Annotated in this window: 21 protein-coding genes and 3 pseudogenes; 12 read left to right on the top strand and 12 right to left on the bottom strand. The window is 68.5% G+C overall.

Translation table 11 applies throughout. From position 1 onward, the window contains the following. The first annotated feature begins 4 nt into the window (after nucleotides 1-4). The 7 genes and pseudogenes from GXW78_RS20740 (at nucleotide 5) to GXW78_RS20705 (ending at nucleotide 8,001) form a co-directional block, all read left to right on the top strand. Entirely contained in the window at nucleotides 5-577 is a 573-nt protein-coding gene (locus tag GXW78_RS20740; RefSeq protein ID WP_211870799.1) for a hypothetical protein, read from the top strand. Then, nucleotides 577-1,506 (top strand): hypothetical protein, encoded by a 930-nt coding sequence (locus GXW78_RS20735; RefSeq protein ID WP_211870798.1) that lies wholly within the window; start codon nucleotides 577-579, stop codon nucleotides 1,504-1,506. Before GXW78_RS20740 ends, GXW78_RS20735 begins: the two co-directional genes overlap by 1 nt. 17 nt (nucleotides 1,507-1,523) lie before the next feature. After that, nucleotides 1,524-3,653, top strand: coding sequence for an OmpA family protein (locus GXW78_RS20730; RefSeq protein WP_211870797.1), 2,130 nt, complete (start codon nucleotides 1,524-1,526; stop codon nucleotides 3,651-3,653). Continuing rightward, complete coding sequence (locus GXW78_RS20725; protein ID WP_211870796.1) at nucleotides 3,650-5,950, top strand: transglutaminase domain-containing protein; 2,301 nt, start codon at nucleotides 3,650-3,652, stop codon at nucleotides 5,948-5,950. Before GXW78_RS20730 ends, GXW78_RS20725 begins: the two co-directional genes overlap by 4 nt. A gap of 52 nt (nucleotides 5,951-6,002) precedes the next feature. After that, on the top strand, nucleotides 6,003-6,404 hold the full coding sequence (locus tag GXW78_RS20720) for a hypothetical protein (RefSeq protein WP_211870795.1): 402 nt from the start codon (nucleotides 6,003-6,005) through the stop codon (nucleotides 6,402-6,404). A 53-nt stretch (nucleotides 6,405-6,457) separates the two neighbouring features. Next, nucleotides 6,458-7,504 (top strand): annotated as a pseudogene (add, locus tag GXW78_RS28100) (adenosine deaminase). Further along, nucleotides 7,390-8,001: pseudogene (locus tag GXW78_RS20705) on the top strand (phage tail tube protein). Before add ends, GXW78_RS20705 begins: the two co-directional pseudogenes overlap by 115 nt. A gap of 254 nt (nucleotides 8,002-8,255) precedes the next feature. Here the strand turns inward: GXW78_RS20705 and GXW78_RS28095 are convergent. The 5 genes and pseudogenes from GXW78_RS28095 to GXW78_RS20685 form a co-directional block, all read right to left on the bottom strand. Next, entirely contained in the window at nucleotides 8,256-8,555 is a 300-nt protein-coding gene (locus tag GXW78_RS28095) for a hypothetical protein (RefSeq protein ID WP_246522475.1), read from the bottom strand. Between the two features lie 50 nt (nucleotides 8,556-8,605). Beyond that, nucleotides 8,606-9,058 (bottom strand): annotated as a pseudogene (locus tag GXW78_RS28665) (class I SAM-dependent methyltransferase); the annotation flags it as partial. Between the two features lie 63 nt (nucleotides 9,059-9,121). Then, nucleotides 9,122-9,514: a VOC family protein gene (locus GXW78_RS20695; RefSeq protein ID WP_211870793.1), complete on the bottom strand. Its 393-nt coding sequence runs from the start codon at nucleotides 9,512-9,514 to the stop codon at nucleotides 9,122-9,124. Nucleotides 9,515-9,529: 15 nt separating this feature from the next. Beyond that, a complete protein-coding gene (locus GXW78_RS20690) occupies nucleotides 9,530-11,173 on the bottom strand; it encodes an alpha-keto acid decarboxylase family protein (protein WP_211870792.1) in 1,644 nt (547 codons plus the stop codon). Between the two features lie 66 nt (nucleotides 11,174-11,239). Next, the gene (locus GXW78_RS20685; protein WP_246522488.1) at nucleotides 11,240-12,178 is read right to left on the bottom strand and encodes a LysR substrate-binding domain-containing protein; all 939 of its coding nucleotides are present in this window, start codon (nucleotides 12,176-12,178) and stop codon (nucleotides 11,240-11,242) included. A gap of 273 nt (nucleotides 12,179-12,451) precedes the next feature. Here GXW78_RS20685 and GXW78_RS20680 point away from each other — a divergent pair, with 273 nt between their 5' ends. The 3 genes from GXW78_RS20680 (at nucleotide 12,452) to GXW78_RS20670 (ending at nucleotide 15,325) form a co-directional block, all read left to right on the top strand. After that, complete coding sequence (locus GXW78_RS20680; RefSeq protein ID WP_246522474.1) at nucleotides 12,452-14,353, top strand: phage tail protein; 1,902 nt, start codon at nucleotides 12,452-12,454, stop codon at nucleotides 14,351-14,353. Nucleotides 14,354-14,361: 8 nt separating this feature from the next. Beyond that, complete coding sequence (locus tag GXW78_RS20675) at nucleotides 14,362-14,973, top strand: hypothetical protein (protein ID WP_246522472.1); 612 nt, start codon at nucleotides 14,362-14,364, stop codon at nucleotides 14,971-14,973. 118 nt (nucleotides 14,974-15,091) lie between these two features. Beyond that, nucleotides 15,092-15,325 carry a hypothetical protein gene (locus tag GXW78_RS20670; RefSeq protein ID WP_211870847.1) on the top strand — a complete coding sequence of 78 codons (234 nt, stop codon included), beginning with the start codon at nucleotides 15,092-15,094 and terminating at the stop codon, nucleotides 15,323-15,325. Between the two features lie 3 nt (nucleotides 15,326-15,328). Here GXW78_RS20670 and GXW78_RS20665 read toward each other — a convergent pair whose 3' ends face one another. The 3 genes from GXW78_RS20665 to GXW78_RS20655 form a co-directional block, all read right to left on the bottom strand. Then, nucleotides 15,329-16,603 (bottom strand): MFS transporter, encoded by a 1,275-nt coding sequence (locus tag GXW78_RS20665; RefSeq protein ID WP_211870790.1) that lies wholly within the window; start codon nucleotides 16,601-16,603, stop codon nucleotides 15,329-15,331. An 84-nt stretch (nucleotides 16,604-16,687) separates the two neighbouring features. Continuing rightward, entirely contained in the window at nucleotides 16,688-17,632 is a 945-nt protein-coding gene (locus GXW78_RS20660; RefSeq protein ID WP_211870789.1) for a PDR/VanB family oxidoreductase, read from the bottom strand. Nucleotides 17,633-17,639: 7 nt separating this feature from the next. Then, nucleotides 17,640-18,167, bottom strand: a complete 528-nt coding sequence (locus tag GXW78_RS20655) for an MOSC domain-containing protein (protein WP_211870788.1) — start codon at nucleotides 18,165-18,167, stop codon at nucleotides 17,640-17,642. Nucleotides 18,168-18,435: 268 nt separating this feature from the next. Between GXW78_RS20655 and GXW78_RS20650 the strand changes: the two genes are divergently transcribed. Beyond that, a complete protein-coding gene (locus GXW78_RS20650; RefSeq protein WP_211870787.1) occupies nucleotides 18,436-19,671 on the top strand; it encodes a trans-sulfuration enzyme family protein in 1,236 nt (411 codons plus the stop codon). Nucleotides 19,672-19,724: 53 nt separating this feature from the next. Next, nucleotides 19,725-20,723, top strand: a complete 999-nt coding sequence (gene acuI, locus GXW78_RS20645; RefSeq protein ID WP_211870786.1) for an acrylyl-CoA reductase (NADPH) — start codon at nucleotides 19,725-19,727, stop codon at nucleotides 20,721-20,723. A gap of 21 nt (nucleotides 20,724-20,744) precedes the next feature. Here acuI and GXW78_RS20640 read toward each other — a convergent pair whose 3' ends face one another. The 4 genes from GXW78_RS20640 to GXW78_RS20625 are packed head-to-tail and all read right to left on the bottom strand — an operon-like array spanning nucleotide 20,745 to nucleotide 24,411. Further along, on the bottom strand, nucleotides 20,745-21,434 hold the full coding sequence (locus tag GXW78_RS20640; protein ID WP_211870785.1) for a 3-oxoacid CoA-transferase subunit B: 690 nt from the start codon (nucleotides 21,432-21,434) through the stop codon (nucleotides 20,745-20,747). Continuing rightward, nucleotides 21,431-22,093: a CoA transferase subunit A gene (locus GXW78_RS20635; protein ID WP_211870784.1), complete on the bottom strand. Its 663-nt coding sequence runs from the start codon at nucleotides 22,091-22,093 to the stop codon at nucleotides 21,431-21,433. The genes GXW78_RS20640 and GXW78_RS20635 overlap by 4 nt, the downstream gene beginning before the upstream one ends. Next, nucleotides 22,090-23,283 (bottom strand): acyl-CoA dehydrogenase family protein, encoded by a 1,194-nt coding sequence (locus GXW78_RS20630; RefSeq protein WP_211870783.1) that lies wholly within the window; start codon nucleotides 23,281-23,283, stop codon nucleotides 22,090-22,092. Before GXW78_RS20630 ends, GXW78_RS20635 begins: the two co-directional genes overlap by 4 nt. A 48-nt stretch (nucleotides 23,284-23,331) precedes the next feature. Beyond that, nucleotides 23,332-24,411, bottom strand: a complete 1,080-nt coding sequence (locus GXW78_RS20625; protein ID WP_211870782.1) for a Bug family tripartite tricarboxylate transporter substrate binding protein — start codon at nucleotides 24,409-24,411, stop codon at nucleotides 23,332-23,334. Between the last annotated feature and the right edge of the window lie 118 nt (nucleotides 24,412-24,529).

The following is a 24,529-nucleotide window of genomic DNA, read 5'->3' as shown; positions in this document are numbered from 1 at the left end:
GCTCATGAAGCACCTTGTTCTGTGCGGCCTGCTGGCGATGGCAGTCGCGACGGCCCTTCCGACTCATGCCGATGAGGTCGAGGACTCCATCCGCGAGGGGCTGGAAGCCTACGGAAGGCGAGACCTGGGCACGGCGCGCCAGGCGCTCGAACAGGCGGTGCAGCTTCTGGCGCAGAAGAACGCGGACCGGCTCGGCGCCATCCTGCCCGCGCCGCTCGCCGGCTGGACGGCGGAGGATGGCGAGGCCCAGACGAGCGCGGCCGGCATGGCCTTGCTCGGCGGCGGCATCCAGGCCAGCCGCACCTATCGGCGCGGCGATGCGTCCGTCGAGATCCAGGTGATCGGCGATTCGCCCCTCGTCGCCCAACTCATCCCGGTAATCAGCAGTCCGGCACTCGCCGCCAGCATGGGGCGGCTCGTGCGCGTGGGCTCGGCGCGGGCGATCCAGACCCAGGATGGCAAGCTGATGATGGTGGTGGCCAACCGCTTCCTGATCAGCGTCGAGGGTAGCGCCAGCGCCGAGGACAAGCAGCGCTACGCCGGCGCGATCGACCTGGCCGCGCTGGAGCGCTTGTAGTGCGCACGGCCGGGTTGCTGGCCTTCGTCCTGATTTTGGCAGCGGGCGCGGCTTGGGCGAACCCCGCCGAGGACGCGGCACGGCACTTCATTGGCGCGCGCGGCTTCGCGGTGAGGGAAGTGGCGCCGCTCCAAGCGCGGCGCGACGCTGCGCTCGCGCCATCCGCCGAGGTCTCGCCGGGTGGCGGGATCGGTCCGCTGGAGACGGCGCTGCTGCTGACGGACGCGCTGGAGCCCGCCCTGCCGCGCACGCGAACCTTGGTGAGCCTGGGTCAGGTGCAGGTGCCGGACGGGGCCTCCGAGCTCACGCTGAGCCTTGTGGAGGTGCGGCGCTTCAATCTCGGCCCGGCGCTGCATGCCTCGGCGGTGGCCGGCCACGGCGCTGCCAATGTCGCGCCGGCAGCCGAATTCGGCGTCGGGCCGCATCTGGCGTGGCGCTTCGTCTTTATGCCGATGATGGGCCAGGCAAGCGTGCTCGCCGATGCGGCGAGGCGCACGATTCCTCCCGACGAGGCGCGGACGGCGCGCTGCCTCGGCCTGCCCTGCCTCGATCCCGCCCAAGGCCCTGAGGGGTTGCAGGCCTGGCAGGAAACCGGCGAAAGCCCGCCGCCCTGGACCGCGGCGTATCCGCCCCGCCGCGCGGGGCGGACGGTCGGCGCGCAGCTGGCCGCGGAGCTTGGCCTGGCCATGGGCATCGCGACCGTCGAGGGCGGCCGCGCGGCCTGGCAAGGACCGGAGACTCCCGAGGGCGGCCGGCCCGGCGAGCCCTTCCTGTTCCTGTTGATCGACCGCGACCTGGGTCAGGAACAGGCAATCGACGCGGTGATCGGACAGACCCGCGTAATGGACCACGACATCCGAGAGACCTGGCAGCGCCGGCTGGAAACGCCGGAAGCCGTGTACCGCTTCGGCGCCACCATCCGCCGCTGACGGACAGGGAGGGCAGCATGATCCGGCGTTTGTTCGGTGCGGCCATTCTCCTGGCCGGCATGGTGGACGGCCTCGGCGCCGTGGCGCAGCCGGCCGAACGGCCGGCGATGATCCGGCTGGTCGCAGCGGCGGAGAACGATGCCGACGGCCGCTGCGCGGGCGCGGTCTTCGTCATCAATGACAGCCGCGCGGCCATCACGCCCGTGATCAGCGGCCTGTCCTGGCTGGATGAGCGGGACGGCAGCCGCAAGGGCGAGAGCCAGGATCTGGCGCCGGGCGAGGCCCCTGCCGGCGAGACCGTTCGCGTCGCGGGCTTTGACCTGCCGGTGCCCTGTGCCCGGCTGCGAGCTGTCGCAGGCGACCTGCGTTGCGGCGAGGCCGCCTGCGCGGCACCGGTGCTGGGCGAAAGCCGCGGCCTGGCAGGCTTCCGCATGCCGGCCGGCCTGGCGCGCGGCCTGGGCAACGCCGTCGCCCAGGCGCCCCGGCCACGGATCGAGGCGCTGGCGACACCGGCCAGCAGCCCGGCGCCCGACGCAGCCGCCTCCACGCCGGCTGCCCCGGCCGCGACGCCGTCGCCGATGCCCGCGCTGGAACCCGATACCGATCGGCAGGGCAACGACTACCGCACGGACGAACTCGCAGGTGGCGGTGCGGCGGCCTGCCAGGCGCTCTGCCTCGGCGAGGCGATGTGCCGCGCCTTCACCTTCGTCCCGGCCGCCGAGGGCAACGGGGCCGGCGCCTGCTGGCTCAAGGATGGCGTGCCCGACGCCTTCCCGTCGGGTGGCATGGTCTCCGGCGTCGTGCGTCCGGACGGCGCCTCGCACCTCGTCGCGCAGGCGTCCAGCGACGCGTCTGCCGTGGCCGCGTCCCCCGCCGCCGATGCGCCGCCCGCCGAACCGGCGCCCAACATGCGGCCGGGCTGGGCGGAGATGCGCGAGCGGGTCGAGAACGGGCCGGAAGGTGATCTGGTCGTCCGCTACGGCGACATCGACAATCTCGGCTTCGGCTGGGCCGAAGGCTTTGATCCCTTCACCGGCGCGGTGACCGATGCTCACCACTTCCCCTTCACGCCATCGCCGGCCGATCCGCCGGGCACGGATCGCATCCTGCTCGGCACCGGCGTCGTCATCCCGCTCGATGATCGCTATGGCGATGGCTATCACGAACATGCCGAACGGCCGGCCGCGACGCCGCCCGAAATGCGCATTCCTCTCGCGCCGCTGCCGGCCGAGATGCGCCAGGTGCTGGTGCAGTTCTTCGTGGACGACTTCCAGTCGCCGGTCTTCGAAAGCCGCTTCCAGGTGACCTTGAACGGCCGTCGCCTGCCGAATTTCGAGACGGTGTTCAATGCGCTGAACCAGAGCGGGCCGGTCGGCAAGCTGGTGTCGCTGCGCCTGCTGCCGGAGTTCTTTCCCCTCCTGGCCGGCGGCGAGGCGGTGTTCCGCATCGACGATCCCGACAGCGGCGGCAAGGACGGCTTCGCCATCGACTTCATCCGCGTGCTGGTCAATCCGCGCATCATCCACCCCGCCACCATCACGGCCCGCGTGCTGGAACTGGGCAGCGACAGCCCGATCGCAGGCGCGTTGGTGGAGGCCGGGCTGTCCGCCGGCCGTACCGATGCGCAGGGCCACGTGCAGCTGGAAGGCGTGCCGGCGGGGCTCGTCGCCGTCACCGCGAACCGGGAGGGCTATGACGGCGCGACCGAGATGCAGGATGCGGTGGCCGGCGAGACGGTCGAGGTAACACTCTACCTTCCCCGGCGGCAGGAGACGGCCTCCGCCCTGCGCCAGGAGGTCGAGCGGCGCGGCCGGGCCACCATCCGCGGTATCCATTTCGACTTCGACCGCGACACTCCGCGCGCCGACAGCCTGCCGGCGCTCGAGGCGCTGCAGGCACTGATCGAGGAGATGAAGGAGACCGCCTGGGTCATCGAAGGCCATACGGATGGCGTGGGCGGTGCGGCCCATAACCGCCGCCTGTCGCAGGCGCGGGCCGAGGCGGTGATCGCCTGGCTCGTGGCGCGCGGCATTGAGTCCTCGCGGCTTACGCCCCGCGGCCTCGGCCCGGACCAGCCCCTGGCCGACAATGCCACGGACGAAGGCCGCGCACTGAATCGTCGCGTGGAAGCGGTGCCGCTGCGATGATCCGGCATCGCCGCGCGCGCCTGCTGCCGCGCCTGCTGCTGTCCGCCGTGATGCTGCTGCCCGGCGGCCCGGCCTGGTCGCAGGCGCTGCCGGCACCCGGCGTCGACGCGCCGCGCATGGGCGACCTCAATCCCTTCGATCTCCTGGCCGGGCTGGAGGAGGCGGCTGGCCGCGAGCGCGGAATGGAGCGCGACATCGCAGCCCTGGCCGCGCGGCTCGCCACGCCTCAGGCGGCCTTTGTCTTCCTGCGCGACCGCATCGCTATCGAGGCCTATCCCGGCGCAATGCGCGGTGCCCTGGGCGCGCTGCTGGCCGGCGCGGGCAATGCGGCGGATCGTGCGCTGCTGCTTGCCGCGCTGCTGGAAGCGCAAGGTGTCACAACACGCTTTGCCATGGCGGAACTGGACAACGCTGTGGCCGCACCGTTGCTGGACCGCGCCACCGCCGCATCGCGCCGGCTGCCGGAGCCGCGATCCATGCTCTGGGAGGCGGTGCGGCGCCGTGCCGCGGCCGATGAGGCGGCGCTGCGCGAGGCCGCCCTGGATCAGCTTGGCGCCAGCATCCAACCGCAGGCGTTGCGCGCAGCGGCGCTCGCCGATCTGCGCCGGCATGTCTGGGTGGAGGCCGAGATCGGCGGTTCCTGGCAGGCATTCGATTCGTCGCTGCCCGATGCGATGCCCGGCGAGGCGCTGGCCGAGCCGACCGGCCGCCACGCGACCTTGCCTGACGCGTGGCATCAGCGCCTGACGTTGCGCGTGGTCGCCGAATATGCGGAAGCTGGGCGGCTGCGCCGGGAGACTGTGCTGGAGCACGGCATGCCGGCCGAGCAGGCAACGCGCGCGCGGCTAGCCCTGTTCTTCCAGCCGATGGAAAGCGGTGCCGGCGGCGTGCTGGGCCGTGCAATGGGGCTGGCGCGATTCCGACCGCTGCTCGCGGTGAATGATGCCTTCCGCGGTGGCGAAGCGATCACCGTCTCCGGCACAGCGCCCAGCGGTGGCGGCGGCTTCGGCGCCCTGCTCGGGGCGCTGGACAGCGCGCCGGCCGAAGGCGCCGAGCTGTCGGGCCTGTTCCTCGAAGCAGTGCAGGAGGCGCCCGGCGAGGCGCCGCTGGTCAGCACGCGCATCCTGCTCGACCGGCTTGATGCCGCCGCGCGCCAGGCAGCGGATGCGGGCTCGGACCAGGCACCATCGCAGCTGGCGCCGCTCGCCGCGCCGCGCGGCCGGCCGGCCGGCTTCGACGCGGTCCACATCATTCATGCCTTCGACGGCGCGCATGATTTGGTGGGCTGGGCCCGCGCCATGCAGGCCGTGGCGGGCGAGGCGGTGGTGCGCTTCCTGGAGGTGCCGGCGGAGGAAGGCGCCGTGCTGGCCCTGCCGCCGCAGGAAGCACTGCTCCTGCATAGCGTCGCCTGGCGCGCTCTGCCGATCCTGTCCGACCTGCTGGCGGTGCCGGCGGTGAATGACCGCGCCGATCTGCGCGCCTATGCGGCGCGACCGCGGCTGCTGGTCGTATCCACCGGCGATACGACCGATGGCGAGGGGATCGCCCTCACCACCGACCTGCTGCAGGACCGCTTGCGCGTCCTGCCCGGCCCAGGGGTCACGGCAGGGATGATCGCCGAACGCCAACTCCGCTTCGGCGCCTTGCAGGCGGCGTTGGAGATCGAGATGGCGGCTACGGCCTGGGCAACGCTGGCTGAGCACGTGCCGCCCGAGATCCTGACGCCCACCGGTCAGGGGCGCCTGCGACCGGCCCGGCCGGAGGATGCGAACGGCATCGCGCTCGCGCGGCTGCTGGCCTCGGGTGGCATGGGCCTCATCGCCGCGGGGGACACGAGACCCACTCTGTTCTGGGAGATCGACCCCGCGACCGGCGCGACGCGCGCGGTGGCCGAGCCGGGCCTCGGGGCGGGCCGTGTTTCCGTACCGGTCTACCGCGCAAGCTACGAGGGCGCGGTGCAATCCATGCGCGCCGACATGGCCGCGCGCGCCAATGCCTGGCCGACGCGGGCCTACACCGTCGACATGCGCGGCAATGTGCTGGAGGAGGCGCTGGAGAACGGCCAGCGCATCGCCCGCCGGCTGGACCGTTCCGATCAGCTCCGCCGTGCCGCGACGACGCGCATCGCCACGAATTCGGGCCGGGCGACCTCGCCAGTGGCGGGCGAGTACGTCTCGGTGGTGGAGGTGGTGATCGAGAACAGCGCGGTGGTCGCCGGCGGCTACGCGCTGTTCGTCTCGCTGTCGATCTGCTGGGGCCTGTTCACGCTGTTCGAAGCCCTGGCGGGCCGCATCTGACACAAGAAGGCCGGGAAAGGAGTTCGCGTTGAAGTCGGGATCGAAAGCCATCATGGGTGCGCTCGCGCTCTGCATTGCCGCGCCTGCGGCGCAGGCACAAGGCCGAGTCGAGGTGGCGGTCACTGGCCGCACGGATACGGGTGGTGCGACGCCGACCTGCTTGCTGACCTTCCGATTGACGAATGGCGGCCCAAATCGCATCGGCACCTTCGCCGGCGAGTTCGCCGCCGTGGATGCCGGTGGCGCAGCTCTGCCGACGGACTCGCCAACTGTGCCTTTCCTGGGCGTGCCGCCGGGCGCCAGCAGCGAGTGGAGTTCCGGCGCCGTGCGCAATGCGCGCTGCGATCAGGTGCGGCTGCGTATCGTGCAGGTTGTCTGCACGGGCCGCTGCGCGCCGGTCGCCTGGACGCAGGAAGGCCTTGCCGGGCTTGAGCCGCCACGCACCCGGCGGTAGTTGGCGGCGGCTGCGTACCCATGATGTGCCACGCGACCATGGCAGGTTGAACCGTGCTCTTCCTTGCGGAGCGTAATGCTGTCTCGATCCCCGAGGCCCTCCTCGCCGACGCGCGATATGGCTGGCACGACTTTAAGACCTTTCTGAAGGCCTACGATCTCGTCACCTCTGTAGTGAAGTCCGCCGCTGACCTGGAGTTAATCACGACCTCCTACCTTAAACGGTGCGCGGAGTTGGGCGGCGGCTATGTGGAATTTATGCTGTCGCCACCGGACCTCGCTCGCACGGGCGTCCCGTTTCTTGATCAGTTGAAGGCTCTCGGCGCCGCGGCTGACCGGGCTGCCTAGGAGTGGGGCGTGCGTTCGCGTCTCATCACTACCGCCGTTCGGCATCTTGGGCCGGCCGCGGCCGTCAAGGCAGCACGTATGGCTACCTCAATTCAGTCCGGCATGCTGGTTGGCTTCGGGCTTACCGGCGACGAGCATCAGCATGAAGTGAGCGAGTTCGCCGAGGCGTTCCAAATCGCGCGGAGCGAGGGGCTGCGCGCCACGGCGCACGCCGGCGAACATCGACCAGCCGACACGATAATCGAGGCCATCGAGCTGCTTGGCCTCGACCGCGTTGGTCATGGCATCAGAGCGGTGGAGTCGCCGCACGTCTTGCGGCAACTGGCTGAAGCCCGGATGCCACTCGAGGTCTGCCTCGGCAGCAACTTAGCCCTCGGCCTATACCGCTCGGTGGCGGACCATCCGGTTGGGAGACTGGCGGATGCCGGCTGCACCATTGTGCTCGGCACCGACGATCCGGGTTTCTTCGGCACCGATCTCGCCAGGGAACACGCCCTCGCCGTCGAGGCAGACCCCGGTCTAGGGATCGAGACGGTATCGTCGAACGCCATCGCGGCAGCCTTCTGCGTCGATCGTACTAAGGACGTGCTTGTCCAAATGCTGGAAAGCCGCCTGCGGAGACGCTACCCTCGCAGGCGATCGAGATCGGCTACCCGGATGTGCCGAGCTACGACGTCTGCACGGGCATCCGCGCGGATGCGCTGGAGACCGAGTTCGCGCCGACCGGGCCGGCAACAGCGACGATCAAGCTGATCGCGCAGCGCTCGTCGCGGTCCGGTTCGTCATCGAGCGGCACGCCGGTCGCTGCCGCCTATACGGCCTTCAACAAGGCGCAGGGCTCGATCACCCGTGCCGGCTCCGCCCTGGCCCAGGTCACCGGCGCGCGGTTGAACTACAGCAACAGCGTGGAGGCGGTGCGCACCATTCGCGCCGACCGGAAGATCTAAGGCGCTGATCCCGGCATTGCGCGCGCCACCGGCCAGATCACCGCGCGCTTCGCGGACACCACGCTGCTGACCCAGGCGCAGAACGGCACGGCGGCGGAGTTCGCCTTTGCCTTTACCATCGACGCCAACCGCAGCCTCACCTTCACGCTGCACGAGGTCTATCTCGCGCTGGCCAAGACGCCGATCGAGGGGCCGGCCGGCGTCGAGGCGAGCTTCGAGTTCAGGGCTGCGTTCAACGCCACAGCGACCCGCATGATCACCGCCGTGCTGAAGAATCAGCAGGCGGCGGCGGAGTACGCGTGAGTCCAACAACCAGCAGAAAAACTCGCCTTTGTAGCGAGCGGCTGCAGAGAGGGTTGTATCGACATCTGCTCTGCGCCCGTCTCGGACGTGGCGCGGCGCTGCCATTAATGTTAGAAGCGGACATTCGCATTTTATCAATCTTTTGCACGTTTCGAGCGATCCACGGATTGATCCATACCATCCTCTTCGCTTTGAGTCTGACTTGCCCGTAGCAGACCGTGCACGCCGTCCTTCGAGAGTTCACTGGATATCTCCTACTCGAGATGGGCCGCATAGACGAAGCGGATTGGGCCGGTGGTGGTCAGGCCATCGTCTCGGCCGGAGAAATATCGTTCTCCCATGTCGGTGCTGCTGAGGTCCTGGACCTTGTCGAAGCCCGCAGCTTTCAGTTTTTCAGCCATGTCGGCCGGGTAGAATTCGCTCTTCCAGGGCTCCCCGATGGCCGCCACCTCGGACCGCAGTGTCGAAAATCCGGGCATCTCCGGCTCGCTGTAGCGATCGGTCGGCACGAAATAGTCGAACGCAATCCCCGTGCCGCGTCCCAGCGATCCCACGAACTGAAGCGTGTTGCATACGGCTTCGGCTGGCAGGAGTAGGTCACGCCGAGCCACGAGAAAAAGGCTGGCCGGGCAAAGTCGAACTGGCCGGACCGCAGTCCCTCTTCCAATGTGGACTGGCCGAGATCGATCGGCAGGAAGCGGACGGCGGGAGGCACGGGAATGCCAGCCGCGACCAGGGCCTGCCGCTTCCACGTCTGTGTCGCGGGATGATCCATCTCGTTAACCGTGACTTCGGCCGGAACGGCCCCGCGATAAGCCAGGGTGTCGAGGCCCGCACCCAGCACGACGACCTGCCGGATACCGCGCGCGACGGCCGCCTGGATCAAGTCGTCGCAAAATCGGCTTCGGGCCACGGCGGCAGCGCGAAAACTAAGCGCGAAGGGAAGGCGATTGCCTGCCTCAGCCGCGCGCAGCTTCGCCTCGTCCGCAGCGCCGAGGATCGGAACGGCGAGCGGATCCCTGAAAACGAGCGGTGCGTCGAAAAGCTGGTGAGCCAGCCGCGCGCTGGACGGCCACGCGCAGAGCCGTACCGCTGGGCTGTCCTTCCTGCATGGATCGCCTCACTTCATCTGGAAGCCGTTTTCGACGAAGCCCGAGAGGCCCAGCATCCGGTCGCCAACCTGCACATCGAGCCCGTCCGGGTCGCGCACGTGGAAGCTGTCGGAATCCTCTTGTGGATCTAGATGTTCGGCCTTCAGGCGCGCCGCCAGCTCCGGCGCGACGTAGCCGTCGATGCCCAGCATGAAGTGCGAGATGGTGCCGGGATTCGGCCCTGGGCGCAGCACGAGCATGCTCTCACCGAAGCCCAACAGGACGCTTTCGTCGCTTTCCTGGATGACCGTCAGGCCGAAGGTCCGGCAGTACCATTCCTTGGAGCGCCGCAGGTCCGAGACGGAGATGGCGACGTGGTTCACCGTCCGCGCGCGGCAGACGGCTTCATGATCCGATGACATGGGGAAATCCTGTGTTCAGGCGCCGTAGAGCGACGCCATGCTCTCGTGCAACTTCACCGCGAGAGGAGAGGCGGCGTAGCTGTCGGTGACGACCTCGATATAGGCGCCGGCGTCCATCCGCCCAGCAGCCTCGAGCGCCGCGTCGAACTCGGCGCAGGTGGTGACGCGCGCCGTGAGCCAACCGTCGCAGCCCAGGGCATGAGGCAGCTCCGTGTAGCGCCAGGGCGGGAGGTCGTTGTAGGCGATCGCCGGGTCGCGGCAGAGCAGCCGCTCGATCAGGTAGCCGTTGTTGTTCAGCACGAAGACGACGGGCTTCAGCCCGAGCCGGGCGAACTGCCCGAGCTCCTGCGCCGTGAGCTGGTGCGAGCCCTCGCCGGTCACCAGCACCACGCGGCGATCCGGGGCGGCCGCCGCGGCTCCGACGGCGGCGGGCGTCGCCCATCCGATCGAGCCCCAGAGCGTCTGGTTGTGGAAGCTGGCGCCCTGGGGCATCAGCGCGAAGCCCAGCCCCATCGAGGCGGTGCCGGTCTCGGCGATGAGAATGTCGCCGGGCTGCAGGAATTCCGCCCAGCGCGGGTAGAGCGCCTCCACGGTGATGGGATCGTCGCCCTGGCCGGATTTATCCCCGAGCGAATGGGGGGCGATGCGCGGCCAGTCACGTCGGTCGAGCCGTTCCGCCAGCGCGGCCAGCACGTCGCCGAGCTCGACGTTCGCATAGACCTTTCTGCCCACACGGACATGGTGATGCCCGATTGCGATGGTCTTCGCCGGATCGAGGCGCGCGGTGAAGGCGCCGGTGTTGAAGTCGGAAGCGAGGGTGCCGATGGCCAGCACCTGGTCGCAGCCCTCGACGAAGGCACGGACCTCCTCGGTCATGATCGCGCCGTCGTACATGCCGGCATAGGCTGGCTGCCGTTCGTCCAGCAACGACTTGTCCATGAACATGGTCGCGAAGGGCAGGCCGGAGCGGTCGATGACTTCCTGCATCTGCGGCTGCAGTCCGCAGCGCGCGACGAGGATGCCCGGCAGCGCGCAGGCCGTGCGGACCTGGCCCAGCGCCGCGCGGACCGCCGCGACGGCGGCCTCCAGCGCGGCGGCCTCGCTCGAAGGCGGCCGGATCGGTGCGGCGGAGCCCAGCACCGGCTGGACCGCGTAATCCGCGGGAAAGCCCATGTAGACCGGTCGCCGGTGGAACAGCGCCTCGGCGATCAGGCGCTCGGTCTCGTAGGCGACGTTCTGCGGCGTCAGGATCGCATGCGCGCAGACCACTGACTCGGTCATGCGGCGGAACAGGTCGTATTCGCCGTTGCCGAGCGTGTGATGCATCACTGCGCGCGACTTCTGCACGGACATCGCGGGCATGCCGACGAGATGGAAGACCGGCAGGTGCTCGGCATAGGCACCGGCCACGCCGTTGATCGCGCTGAGCTCGCCGACGCCGTAGGTCGTGCAGAGCGCGGCCATGCCTCGGACGCGGGCGTAGCCGTCCGCGGCATAGGCCGCGTTGAGCTCGTTGGTGCACCCGATCCAGCGCAGGGCCGGATCCTCGCAGATGGCGTCGTTGACGGGGAAGGCGTAGTCGCCAGGCACGCCGAAGACGTCGGCGATGCCGATCGCCTTGAGCCGATCCAGGACATACTGGATCACTGTGAGGGTCATGCTGGGTTCCCGCGTGGATATGTGCGGCGCGCTTAGCCTCCAGCCTGGGGCCGGGATAATACTGTTTTACGATGGGCCCCCATCGTTCGGCGATGACTCGGCCAGGCTGAAGACCGCGCCCTCCCAGGTCGGCGACCGGACGAGGTCCAACACAACCTCCGCCACGATCGACTGGACCGCGTCCGCGCATTCGCTGCGCGGCAGGAGGCCTGCGCTGCACAGCGAGACGTCGTGGTGGATCTCCGGATCGGTGATACGGGACCATCGGATCGTCTCACTCCGCTGCCCGCTCCAGGCGATGATCGCGCTGCCGATCCCGGCTTCCACAAGGGAGAGCAGCGAGGCCAGCGAGTTCGCCTCGGCGACCACCTTCGGTTGCGCGCCCATGGCGAGGAAGGCGCGCTCGACGACGGTCCGCGTGGGGTTCGGAGCCGTGGGCAGGACGAGGTCCCGGCCGACCAGCTCATGCAGAGGCACGGTCCTGTTGGCCGGGCTGCCGCGCTCCACCAGGAACAGCAGCTGCCGGTAGAGGGGGCGGCGCTGGACCCCTGCCGATTCCGTGTCTTCTGGCAGCAGGGCGATGTCGATGTTGCCGCGCAGGAGGTTCTGCTGGTGGAGGTGGCCGGGGCTGTCGAAGATCTTCATTCGGATCTTTGGATGGCGCAGGAGCGTCGCTGCGACGATTGGGCCCGCCAGGAAGGCTGAGAAGCTCGTTGTCAGCCCCAGCGAGACCTCGCCGGCCAGGCCTTGCCCGGCGTTCAGCACCTGCCGGACCTGATCGATCTCGTTGAGGACGGCGCGCGCGCTGCGATAGAAAAGATCGCCCGCGAGCGTGGTCTGAACGCCGCGCTGGCTCCGGACGAGCAGCACCGATCCGAGCTCCGTCTCGAGGTTTGCAATTTGGAGGCTAAGGGCCGGCTGGGCGATCCGAAGTGTGAGGGCGGCGCGCGAGAAGCTGCCGGCATCCACGACGCCAACAAAGTACTGGAATTGGCGAAAGTTCATCGGTCTTGGGGCATTCCCAGCAATGTCGTCGACAGCGAACGCCTCGCACTGACTGCCTGTCAATGGAGCGCGTGCAGAAGGGGTAATGCCTGATACCCCCTGTTCGTGTTCGCCGTGTCAGCATCGGAAGGGCCGCTTCCGGCCAAGTCCTGACCCAGGACAGCTAGTAGCACGGCGGCATTGCCTTGCAGTGAGCCCGAGCGCCGGCATGCTCGCCTTTGTCGTTCCGCTTTTACGCGGCTTCCCTCCGAAGGTCGCGCATATGGAGACCCCATGCTCACCCTCGACCTCCGGGCCGAGCCATACTGGCTCGACCTGCCGCGCGGCGTGCGCGTCGAGATCCGACCGGCAACCACGGCGGTCACCCTCACCACCACCGCCACGACGCGCACCCAGTCCTTCCGCCAGGCGATCACCGAGCACCAGATCGTCCTCGGCCGGGTCAAGGTCGGCGGGCCCATCGTCTTCCTGCATTCGGCGACCGATGATGCCGGGCGGGAGGATGGCTATTTCTATGCGGTCGTCGTGGTCGCGGCGCATCGCGTGCGCGGCATTGGCGAGATCTGGCTTGGCGACAACGCCGAGACGGATGCCAGCTTCGCCGGGCTCGTCCGGGTCGATCGGCATCTGGGCGACCCCGACCAGGCCGCCGATGCCAATCTGGTCGCTGAGACCGACGGCAAATGGACAGTGGCGCATCGTGGCCAGGGCCGTGCCTATATCGCCGTGCGCCTCAAGATCACCGCCGAGGCGTTTCCCTCCGACCCGCCCAACATGGCGGCGATCGAGGAAGGCGCTGACACCATCCTTGATCCACGCACCGGCGTCGTCGGCTGGTCCGACAATCCGGCGCTCTGCCTCGCCTGGTACATCACCGCCTCCTTCGGCTGGCGGGCCAGCTGGGACGACATCGACATCCCCTGCCTGATCGCCGCCGCCAATATCTGCGATGAGATCATGGGCACGGCCGCCGGCACCTCGGAGCGCCGCTACACCTGCAACGGCACGCTCTCCCTCGCCGAGGGCAAGATCGCCATCACCGAAAAGCTGGTCGCCGCCATGGCCGGGGCGCTGGTGGTCTCGGGCGGGCGGTTCTTCATCCATGCGGGTGGGCCGGCCTTGCCTGTGGCCACGCTCACCTCCGATGACCTCCGCGGCGACGTCACCATCCAGGGCAGCCGAGCGCGGCGGGACCTCTTCAACGGGGTGCGCGCCGTCTATGTCGAGCCCGCCGCCAATTGGCAGCCGACAGACGCGCCACCGCTGCTCGCCAGCAACTACGTCGCCGAGGATGGCGGCGAGGCGATCTACACCGACCTCGAATTCCCGCTGACCACCTCCGTTTCGACCGTGCAGCGGCTGATGAAGGTCGCGCTGGAGCGCAACCGCCGGCAGCGCACGGTGGCCTTTCCCGCAAACCTCTCGGCGCTGCGGCTGCGACCCTGGGAGGGGGCGGCCGTGGCGCTCGACCGGCTGGTGCCGGTCCCAGCGCGGATCACCGGCTGGAGCTTGGCCCAGGATGGTGGGGTGGATCTGGTGCTGGCCGAGGAGGATGCCGCGGTCTGGAACTGGGATCCGGCGATCGATGAGCGCGCCACTGGCGACAGCCCCTCGGTGGTCCTGCCGAACCCAGGGCGCATCGCCACGCCGGCCTGGATCAGCGTCGAGACGCCGCAGGGCAGTGCCTTCGCGGCGCTCTCCATCGCCTGGGCGCCGGTCGCCAGTGCCCACCTCACCGGCTACGAGGTGCAGTTCATGCCGGCCTCTGTCGCAACCTGGCAGGGTTACGGGGCGGGGCTCGGCGCCACCGCGGCAGGCATTCCAACCGCCGAGCCCACCGCCTTCCGGGCGCGCGCGGTGGCGCGCAGTGGCGCCGTGTCGGGCTGGCGGGAGGCGCTGGCGCCGGCCGCCGTCTCGGCGCCCACGGCGACCGGCATTGCGAGCGGGGTGCGGCTGTCCGGCGGCTTTCCGGCCGACGCCGTCCGGCTGCAGGTCTTCGAGGCCAGCAGCAACAGCCTGGCCGCCGCCGTAAAGCTCGCGACCGAGCCGACGAGCCTCTTCTGGGACCGCACCGGCCTGACCACCGGCCAGACCCGCTGGTACTGGCTGCGCAGCGTCTCGGCCGAGGGCAATGTCTCGGCGCTGGCCGGCCCGGTCTCCGCCACAGCTCTGTAGGAGGCGACATGGCCGCCCGCATCGATGACCTGATGGTCCTCGGCCAGAACATCTCCAAGACCGATCTCGCAAAATACCTGCGCGACCGCGAGGCGGTGATGCCACGCGACTTCGGCGGCCTCGGCGATGGCGCGGCGAACGATCGCGTCGCCATCCAGGCCTGCTTCGATCGTGCCGCGGCAGATGGCAAGCTGGCCGTGATCCCGACCGGTACCTGGAACGTCGATGCCGGCGTCACCCTCGGCGGCGGCGCCCGCGGGCTGATCATGCAGGGGGTGATCCAATACACCGGCGCCGCCAATGCGCCCGCCACCGTGCTGACGCTGGGCGATGGCGGCACCGTCCGTAATGGCGAGAAGCCCTACCTCAACCTCCAGGTCATCCGGCAGATCCAGTCCGACTGGGCCAGCGAGGCCGATATCGGCATCGTCGCGCGGAACCTCGATTCCTCGCTGCTCGACCTCCGCCTGGTCTCGGGTTTCTGCATCGGGCTGCGCACCCTCGGCGACGGCCGCGGCTTTGAGGACACCACGCTGATCCTCGGCCGCATCCTGAACAACCGCTATGGGCTCGACGTGCACTGCGCCACGGCGACGGCCTGGAACACCTCAATCCGCTAAATGGCGGCCACTTCGCCTGCGCGACCGGGATCTACGGTCTGCCGGAGGCGGCGCCGGCGCTGCTCTGCGGCACGCCGGCCCTGCCGGTGGGCCAGCGGGAGTTCACGGCGGAGGCGGCTTGGGACCTGCCATCGCTGGCGCGGGGGCAACCAGCCTGCTCGACGTCACCGTCGCTGGCGCGCGGCAGGGGGACCTTGCCAATGCGGCGCTGGCTTCCTCGACGCGCTTCATCGAGCTCGACGCGACGGCCTGGTCCAACAACACCGTGCGCGTCATGGCCAGGAACATCTCGCCTGCCACCTTCGACCTCGGCTCGGCAACCCTCGCGGTGCAGGTGACGAAGCACCGGTAATGCTTAGCGCCTGAGCAGACGATCCCGGCATGGCGAAGCAAATGCGATTGCCGCCGCAGCAAACTGGATTCCTGCAGCAGTCAGAAACAATGCAGGAGCACGCCCGTCCACACCACTTCCGATACTGGCGTCTCGCAAGAGACCGAACGCCGCAGGAGCAAGGGCGTTGGCCACGCTGGCGAACGCCATTACCAGGGCGACGACGCGTGCCGTGTCAGTCGGAGCAAAGTCCTGCTGCACGATCAGTGGCGGCAATGAGGCCGCATTACCAATGCCCAGCCCGAACAGCACGATCCCCAGGATCAAGAGCATGACATCCGCTCCGCCTGCAAACACGAAGCAGAGCGAGCCGACCCCTTGTAGAGCGTAGGTGGCTGCTGCGGCTCGGCGACGATTGGCGCCTACCGGCAGCAGCCAGCCCAACGCCGTCCGACCGATGACCGCACAGATCGTCGCGAGCCCGAGCCCGAAGCTCGCGATCTGCACGCCAAAGGCGGGAATTAGCAGAGAGTAGAGATGCGCGACCAGCCCAATCTGGGCGGCGAGCGACAGCGACACAAACGTGACAAGGCTGCGAAACCGCGCGTCCCGCCAGGGGGAGCCCTCGATCAGCAGCGCGCTTCGCTTCGCGGCGGGCGCCGCAGCAGGATTCGTTGGCTCGCCATCCGCTGCCAATCCCATCTCTGCTGGCATTCTCGACAGATAGCGCCCGGCAATCCACCAAACCGAAACGGCCATGGCCCCACCGATGAGAAGGGCGGCATTGGCGAAGCCGAGGAAGCCGATCAGGCCGACCCAGATCGGAGGAAACAGAACACCCCCGAAGCTTGCCCCATTGAAGGCGAGCGACAGCGCTGCGACCCGGCGCTGCACGAACCATGGCGCAACCATCGCATTGATCGCCGCGCTGCCCATCGCGGCCCATCCGAACCCCGTCAGTACAGTCGCCGCGAACAACTGCCATGGCTCTGCCGCCACTGCCCAACCCAGAAGACCCAGCGCCATCGCCACGCCCGCCGCTCGGGTGACACGGGCAACACCGAACCGTTCGTGCAGGGAAGCGAGGTTCGCGACAATCAGGGCGCTGGCGAGGAAATGCGCCGACACAGCCGTGGCGACGAGCGTCACCGACCAGCCGCGTGACTCCCGGACCGCCTGCAGCAGCACGGATGGGCCGTAGTAGCCCGTACCCCAAGCGAGCGTCGCAATGACGAAGGTGGCCCACACGACGCGCCAGCCGAAGAACGGCGCTGGCCGCCTCACGCGCAACACGTGCATGCGATCAAGTCATCTCCATAGGCGATCGGCGGTGCGATGCTGATATGTGGCCAACTGACCGGGCGGGATTGCTCCGGCCGGCGATCACGCCTCGACCACCAGGCGGGCGGATCCGCATTGCGCGACGCAGGCCATCAGGTGCGTGCGGCGCCGGTCCGGCGAAAGGACGCGATCGCGATGGATTGGTTCGCCTTCAAGCCAACGCACCTCGCACGCACCGCAGATGCCCCCCTCACAGGAGGCATCGACCTTTGCGCCGAGCGCCCGCAATGCCTGGAGCATGCTGCCGCCAGCTTCTACCTCCATTTTCGCGCCGGTCACTGATCGGCAGAGCGTGTAGGGTTGCGCGCCCTCGGCCGCCGGCAAGGGTGGCGGGATGAAGTGCTCAATGGACGTCGTCCCGGCAGGCCAACCGGCAGTCGCCTCCGCGAAGCCGTCGATCATCGCCTGCGGCCCGCAGCAGTAGGCGTGCAGCCCGGGCATCGGCTCGCCGCCAAGCAGCGCGTCCCAGCTAGGCCGGGCCTGTCGCGCCGTGTCGTACAACTGGATCCTGCCGGTACGCAGCAAGCCCTCCATCGCCGCAATGCAGGGCGCCTCGCCTCGAAAAAGCAGATGCAGCTCCCACAAGGCGCCACGACGCTCAAGTTCGTGCGCCATCGCGAGGAGGGGCGTGACGCCGATCCCGCCGGCAACCATGACATGCCGCGAAGAATCGAGAACGATCGGGAAGGTGCACCGCGGCATGCTGACGGTGACGACGTCGCCCTCGTTCAGGACATCATGCACCCAAGCACTTCCACCGCGCGATCCGGCTTCGCGCCGCACGGCAATCTCCCAGCAATCCTGGGTGGCCGTGTCACCGCAGAGGCTATAGGCGCGCGCACCGACCTCAGGCACATGTAGGTCGAGATGCGCGCCGGCCCGCCACTTCGGAAGCGGCCATCCGTCGGGGTCCTGCAGCAGGAGCCGACGGGTATCGGGCCCATCGGCAATGATCCTGCGCACCACCAGCCTGATGTGCCGCGCCATGCCTCCGCTACTCCGGCCGGATCTCGTCGCCTAGCCGGACGATGCCACCGACAAGGATTCTGCAGTTGAGGCCGGAGCGGTGGACCATCGAGTCAAAGACCTGCTTCTCCAGGATCTCCTCGATGTGACGGCACGGCACCGAAAGCCGGGTAGCTTCGACGAGGCAGGATCCAATGCGAAAGCGCTGTCCGACGAGCCAATTCAGCGGAACGCCTCGCGTGGTGATGTTGCGGCGATGCTCTTCCGGCGATAGCTCGATCTTATAGTCACGCAGGATCGCGTCCAGGACCTCGGCCTCGAATAGCGTGACCTGGCGACCTTCCTCGGGCTTCTCGGAATAGAAGCCCTGCTCGATGCCAAGCATGTACCGATCGCCGACGATCCCGCGCCCTGCCACAAGTTCAATGCTCTCCTGCGGACGCATCGGGAGGAAGGCGCGAGCCGTGATGTGCATATGCGCGACCGTGCCCGCCCAGGTGCAGGCCGGCGAAGCGGTGGACTTGGCGTCGGTCGGGATGGTCAGCGCTTCATTCATGGCAGCAACACCTCGATCGGGATGGGTCCGGGCCGCGCGCAGGCTCGGTCGGTGCCGGGGCCATGCTTGCCGTAGTCTAGGGCGCGGCTCTCGCTGGGTGGTGGGCCAGTTCGCGGCTATGTGCCCGGACCAGTCCGGCCAGATTCGTCGAACTGGCCCGGCGAAATCCGCGAGAACCGGCCGTGTTTGAACCCTCGACGTGGCCATAGGTTGGTTGGCGGACTCCAGGAAGCCGCTCCCTGGACCTGCCGCGTGGAGATGCCGAGTGATGACCAAGCAGCACGCCTCACCGCCGGCATCCGGCGCCAACAGCCGGCGTGCGAATGCGCCGCTCGGCTTCACGACGCGCGCGATCCACCACGCCTACGATCCCTCCGACCACCACGGCGCGGTTGCGCCACCGGTCTATTTCACCTCGACCTATGCTTTCGACAGCGTCGCGGAGAATGAGGCGGCTGCGGCGCAGGGCGGCATGCTCTACGCGCGCGAATACAACCCGACCACCGCCATTCTTGAGGCCCGCCTCGCGAATCTCGAAGGCGCCGAAGCCGGCCTCGCCCTCGCAACCGGCATGGCAGCCATCGGCACACTGATGCTGGGGCTGCTGTCGCAGGGCGACGAGGTCGTCGTGCACCGCACGCTTTACACGAACACGATGGCACTGACCGAGACGGGACTCCCGCGCTTCGGCATCAAGGTCGTTCCCGTCGATCTGGCGGATCCGTCCAACCTCGATGCTGCCGCGACCGACCGAACGAGGCTCGTCTACTTCGAGACGCCGGTGAACCCGCTCAGTGATGTGCTCGACATTGCAGCCATCGCCGCCCGCGCGAATGCCCGGGGCATCCAGGTCGCGGTGGACAGCACATTCGCTTCACCCGCGTTGCAGCGGCCGATCGAACATGGGGCGGACATCGTTGTGCATTCGCTGACGAAATACATCAGCGGTCACGGCGACGTGTTGGGCGGCGCAGTCATGGGCCGAAAGGCGACAATCGCCCGCTTGCACAGCCATGGCATCCGCTACCTGACTGGCGCCACGATGTCGCCGATGGCGGCCGCGCTGATCTTGCGCGGATTGAAGACCCTTCCCCTGCGCATGGAGCGGCATGGGCACAACGCGCTAGCCATCGCCACGATGCTACAGGGGCATCCGGCGGTGCGCTGGGTCAGCTATCCGCAATTGCCGTCGCACCCCGGCCACGCGATCGCGCGACGGCAGATGTCCGCCGGATCGGGCATGCTGGCGTTCGGCCTGCATACCGGATTTGACGGAGCCCGCCGCCTGATGGACCGGCTGTCACTGTTTGGGCGCGCCGTGAGCCTTGGCGATGCCGAATCGCTCATCATGCATCCGGCGAGCCTCAATCGTGCTCGCCGGTCGATCCACCCGGAGGCGCACCTCGCCGATGGGGTTGGCGAGGATCTGATCCGCCTCTCTGCCGGGCTGGAGGATGCGGCCGACCTGCTTGACGATCTTTTCCAGGGCCTCGATGGCCTTTGACGCCCCGCCCGCCAGCTCGCCCCAGCCATCACATGTCTGACCAGGAGCCGCCGATGTACGACGCCATCCTCATCGAGAAGACCGCGGACGGATCGCAGGCCCGCCTCACGCAGATCGACGATGCGCAGCTCCCGCCGGGTGACGTCACCATCCGGGTCGCCTTCTCGACGCTGAACTACAAGGACGCGCTTGCCATCACCGGCAAGGGCCCTGTGGTCCGCAGCTTCCCGATGGTGCCCGGGATCGACTTCGCAGGAATCGTCGAGCACTCCGACGATCCGGCCTGGAAGGCGGGCGATCGCGTCGTGCTGAATGGCTGGGGCGTCGGGGAAACGCATTGGGGCGGGCTCGCCGGCAAGGCGCGCGTGAAGGGGGATTGGCTGGTCCCGCTCCAGGCACCGTTCACGATGCGACAGGCGGCGACGATCGGCACCGCGGGCTACACCGCGATGCTTTGCGTCCTCGCCATGGAACGGCACGGCGTGCAGCCAAGCGCGGGCGAAGTCCTGGTCACCGGCGCCGCGGGTGGCGTGGGAAGCGTCGCCGTCGCTCTCCTCGCGAAGCTTGGCTACCGCGTGGTGGCAGTCACCGGCCGGCCGGCTGAGGCGGAGTACCTGACTCGGCTTGGCGCAGCGGAGGTGATGGATCGCGCAGCCTTTACCTCGCCGGGTAAGCCGCTGGCGAAGGAACGCTGGGCGGGCGCGGTTGATGTCGCTGGCGGGCAGGTGCTGGCGAATGTCTGCGCGGCCATGCGGTATCGCGGCGTGGTCGCCGCCTGCGGCTTGGCCGGGGGCATGGCGGTGCCGACGACAGTTGCACCATTCATCCTGCGCGGCGTGACGCTGGCCGGCATCGACAGCGTGATGTGCCCGGAGCCGGATCGGTTGGAGGCTTGGTCGCGCCTGGCCCGCGACCTCGATGTGCGGCACTTCGCCGGGCTGACGCAGGAAGTCGCGCTGGCCGATGCCATCGCGGCGGCGGATAGCCTGCTGGCGGGGCAGGTGCGTGGTCGGATCGTGGTGCCGGTGGCGCCCGAACTCGACGCCGCGTGACAGCGGCCTGATCGGCGCGCGTCAGTGTGCGCCGGTCAGCGTGCCATCCGCCATGATAGTGGCGACCTGTCCTGCGAGGCGCACCGGTGCGCCCGTGGCGGCCTGCACCGCCTCCAGGCTCGCGCCGTCCCGCAGCGCCGAGGCCTCCAGCCCCTGTGGCGTCACCTCGATGATAGCGAGGCCGGTGAAGACGCGCGACACCACGCCGGCGGCGGTCAGCGGCAGCGTGCATTCCGCGACGATGCGCGGCGATCCATCCCGCGCGACATGGTCCATCATCACCCAGATGGTCTTGGCGCCGACCGCCAGGTCGATGGCACCGCCAATGCCGGGCGGCTCTCCGTCGTTCCGGCCGGTACTCCAATTGGCGATATCGCCGCCGGAAGAGACTTGGAAGGCGCCCAGGACGGCCACGTCGATATGCCCGCCGCGCATCATCGCGAAGGCCAGCGAGGAATCGAAGAAGGCACCACCAGCGGCGACCGTGACCGGCGATTTCCCAGCGTTGATCAGGTCCCAATCCTCCTGGCCCGGCGCCGGCGCCGGGCCCATGTTGAGGATGCCGTTCTCACTGTGCAGGATCACACCCGCTTCGTTCGGCACGAAGTTGGCGATGCGCGTCGGTGCCCCGATGCCGAGGTTCACGAAGGCATTGTGCGGCAGCTGCGACGCCACCAGGCGCGCCAGCGCGTCGCGATCGAGCGGGCTCATGCGGGCGACCTCGCAAACACACGGTCAACGAAAATGCAGGGCGTGACGATGCTCTCCGGATCGAGCTCGCCCGGCTCGACGATCCGGTCCACCTCGGCCACCACGGTGTCGGCGGCGGTCGTCATGACGATGCAGTGGTTTCGCGCCGCCTTGTTGAAGGTGAGGTTGCCGAGCGTGTCCGCCACCTTGCCCTTCACGAAGGTGAAGTCCGCCCGCAGCGGCAATTCGAGCAGATAGTCGCGGCCACCGATCGCGATCTTCTGCTTGCCCTGCTCGAACACCGTGCCGACACCCACGGGGCTGAGGAAGCCACCGAGACCGGCGCCGCCTGCCCGGATGCGCTCGACCAAGGTTCCCTGGGGGACGAGCTCGAGCTCGACCGTTCCGGCGCGATACTGCGCGCCGAAGTCCTTCGCGCTGCGCGGATAGGAGCAGATGATACGGCGCACCATGCCTTGGCGGAACCAGAGCGACAGGTCATCGCCACTCGCGCCCGCGTTGTTCGAGATCAGCGTGAGATCGCGCAGGCCGAGCTCAGCGACGGCCGTGATGATGCCGCGCGGCATGCCCGCGCCGCCGAAGCCACCGACCATGACCGTGTGGCCGTCCCGCAGCCCGGCGAGCGCCGCTGCCGCTGATTCGACGACGACGTTCCTCACGGCTGCTGACCCCGTTCATCGTACCCGACCGCGTCGGCGTAGTCCTTCGCAAGGCCGCGGCCGATCCGATCAAGCATCATTTCATTGGTCCCATCGCCAAAGGCTGCGAGCCGTACTTCGGCGAGTTGCTGCCCAAGCCGGTGGGTGCCGCTGGCACCGGTCGCACCCATCGCCCGGATGCACTGATCGATGCCCCAGATGGCGGTGTCGACCGCGAACTTCTTGCACTGCGCAGCGGCAATCACGGCGGACAGACGTTCATTGACGAGCTGCGCGGCTTTGAGCACCAGCGCATTCGCCGCTTCCAGCCGGACCGACACCTCAGCGAGTTCCCATTGCAGGCCCTGATGCGCGAGAAGCGGCTTGCCGAAGGCTTGGCGGTTGGCGCAGTAGCGTGTCGCTTCACACAGCGCGGCGTGGAGACTTGCAACCGCCATGGCCGCCACGTGGACCCGCGCCGCATTTACACCCTCCATGGCAGCGCGCAGCGCCTCGCCGGGCTGGCTCATGAGGGCACTGTCCGGTACGCGATGGTCGCGCAACTCGATCTCCGCGAGCCGGAAGGATCGCGCGCCCGGCATGACGATCTCGCGGCGCCGGGCGGTAGCCCCGTCGCCAAGCGGCACGAAGAACGTCGCCAGCGCGCCGTCTTCCTCCACGCGAGCCAGCAGGGTGATGGCATCGACGATGCAGCCGTTCGTGATCCAGGCCTTGGTCCCGCTGATCGACCACCCGCTGTCGACACGGCGTGCCGTCGTGGCCAACGGTCCGAGATCACTGCCACCGCCTGGCTCCGTCATCGCCGGTGCCGACAGCATGGCGCCCGTCATCAGCGGCTGCAGGTACGCCCGCCGCTGTTCCTCAGAGCCTTGCTTCGAGATGCGCGTCGCCTGACCTTGGAGGTTGTTGAGGCAGAAGGCGGCCGCAAAGCCGTGCCGCGCCATCTCCTGCGCGACACGGACTTTGCACAGGAAGGACGCGCCGTGGCCGCCATCCTCGACCCTGGACTGCAGGCCAAACATGCCCAGAGCGGCCCACTTGCCGATCCATTCGCGCGCGAAGGGTTCGCCGCGAAGATGGGCGTCGTGGACTTCGCTGGAGAATGCGCCCGCGCAGAAGTCACGGGCACGCTGCACCAGTTCCTGTTCGTGCGTCGTCAATTGGGCGTCGTACTGGCTGAAGAACGTCATCCGTACCTATCCGGTCCTTGCTTGCCGCCGGGAATCCGGTGCGGCGGCCTATTGCAGCTGCGCGCGATGTTCTTCGGCCCAGGCGGTCCAGATCGTGCTCTCCTGCTCGACATCCCGGCGAAAGGTTTCAGGGGTAGAGTCAGCAATGGGAGAAGCACCAATCGTCTCAAGCTGCGCCCTGAATTCATCGCTCGCGGCCATCCTATCGGCCGCCTCGACGAGGCGACGTGTTACCGCCGGCGGCAGGCCCGCCGGACCGACCAAACCGAACCATGGCGAGGCGTCCACTCGACCGCCACCGGCTTCCTCGATGGTCGGCAGGTCGGGAAAGGCGGGCGAGCGGCGGAGGCTAGCGACGGCCAGAGCGCGGACGCGCCCGGCGCGGACCATTTCCGCTACGGTCGACTCGCTGAAGAAGCCGACCTGCACCGTGCCGGTCATCAGGTCGGTCATCAGGCGACTGCCGCCCGAGTAGCTGACGAATGTCATCTCGGTGCTGTTCAGGCGGTTGAAGATCGTGCCACCGATGTGCCCGGAAGCGCCGACCGTGCCGGGAAAGTTCAGCTCGCCGGGATGCGCGCGGGCATAAGCAATAAGCTCCGCGACAGAGGTGATCCGCAGGCCGGGATGCACGACCAGCAGGTTGCGTTGGACGGCGAGCTTGCGAATGAAGGTGAAGCTCGTGACCTGGTCATAGCGGGTGGCCGGGTACAGTGCCCTCGCGCGCGTCTGCGACGCCTCGACGCTCATAAGGAGCGAATAGCCGTCGGGCGCGCTGCGCACGACATTGGTCGCGCCGATGGTCCCGCCGGCGCCGCCCAGATTCTCGATGACGACGGGAACGCCGAGTTCCTTCGACAGGCTGCCGGCAATCATGCGGCCTATGACGTCGGTCGGCCCACCGGGCGGAAAGCCGACGACGAGCCTTACGGGGCGCGTTGGATAAGCATCGTCATTGGCCCTGGCCGGCGTGGCCAGCGCGAGGCCGAGGCCGAAGCCGCCAAGGAGGGCACGTCGGGCATATGACTGCGGCATGATCGATTCCCTGCAACGTGATCGGACCAGGTCAGTGCAGCGTTCCGCTGTCTTGCCGTGCAGATTGGCGCGTACTCCGGCGCGGGCTGGCACGTTCGGGGAACGACGTGACGATCTTCCGCAACCCGGTCTTATGACAGTGCCACTTCACGGCAATACGGCTGGACCAGTCGCAGGCAGGCGAACTGATGTGTGTATGTGTGTCGGAAAT

It is taken from the genome of Neoroseomonas terrae (genome assembly GCF_018129025.1).
Classification (GTDB): domain Bacteria; phylum Pseudomonadota; class Alphaproteobacteria; order Acetobacterales; family Acetobacteraceae; genus Neoroseomonas; species Neoroseomonas terrae.
This window is presented reverse-complemented; position numbering and strand designations above follow the sequence as displayed.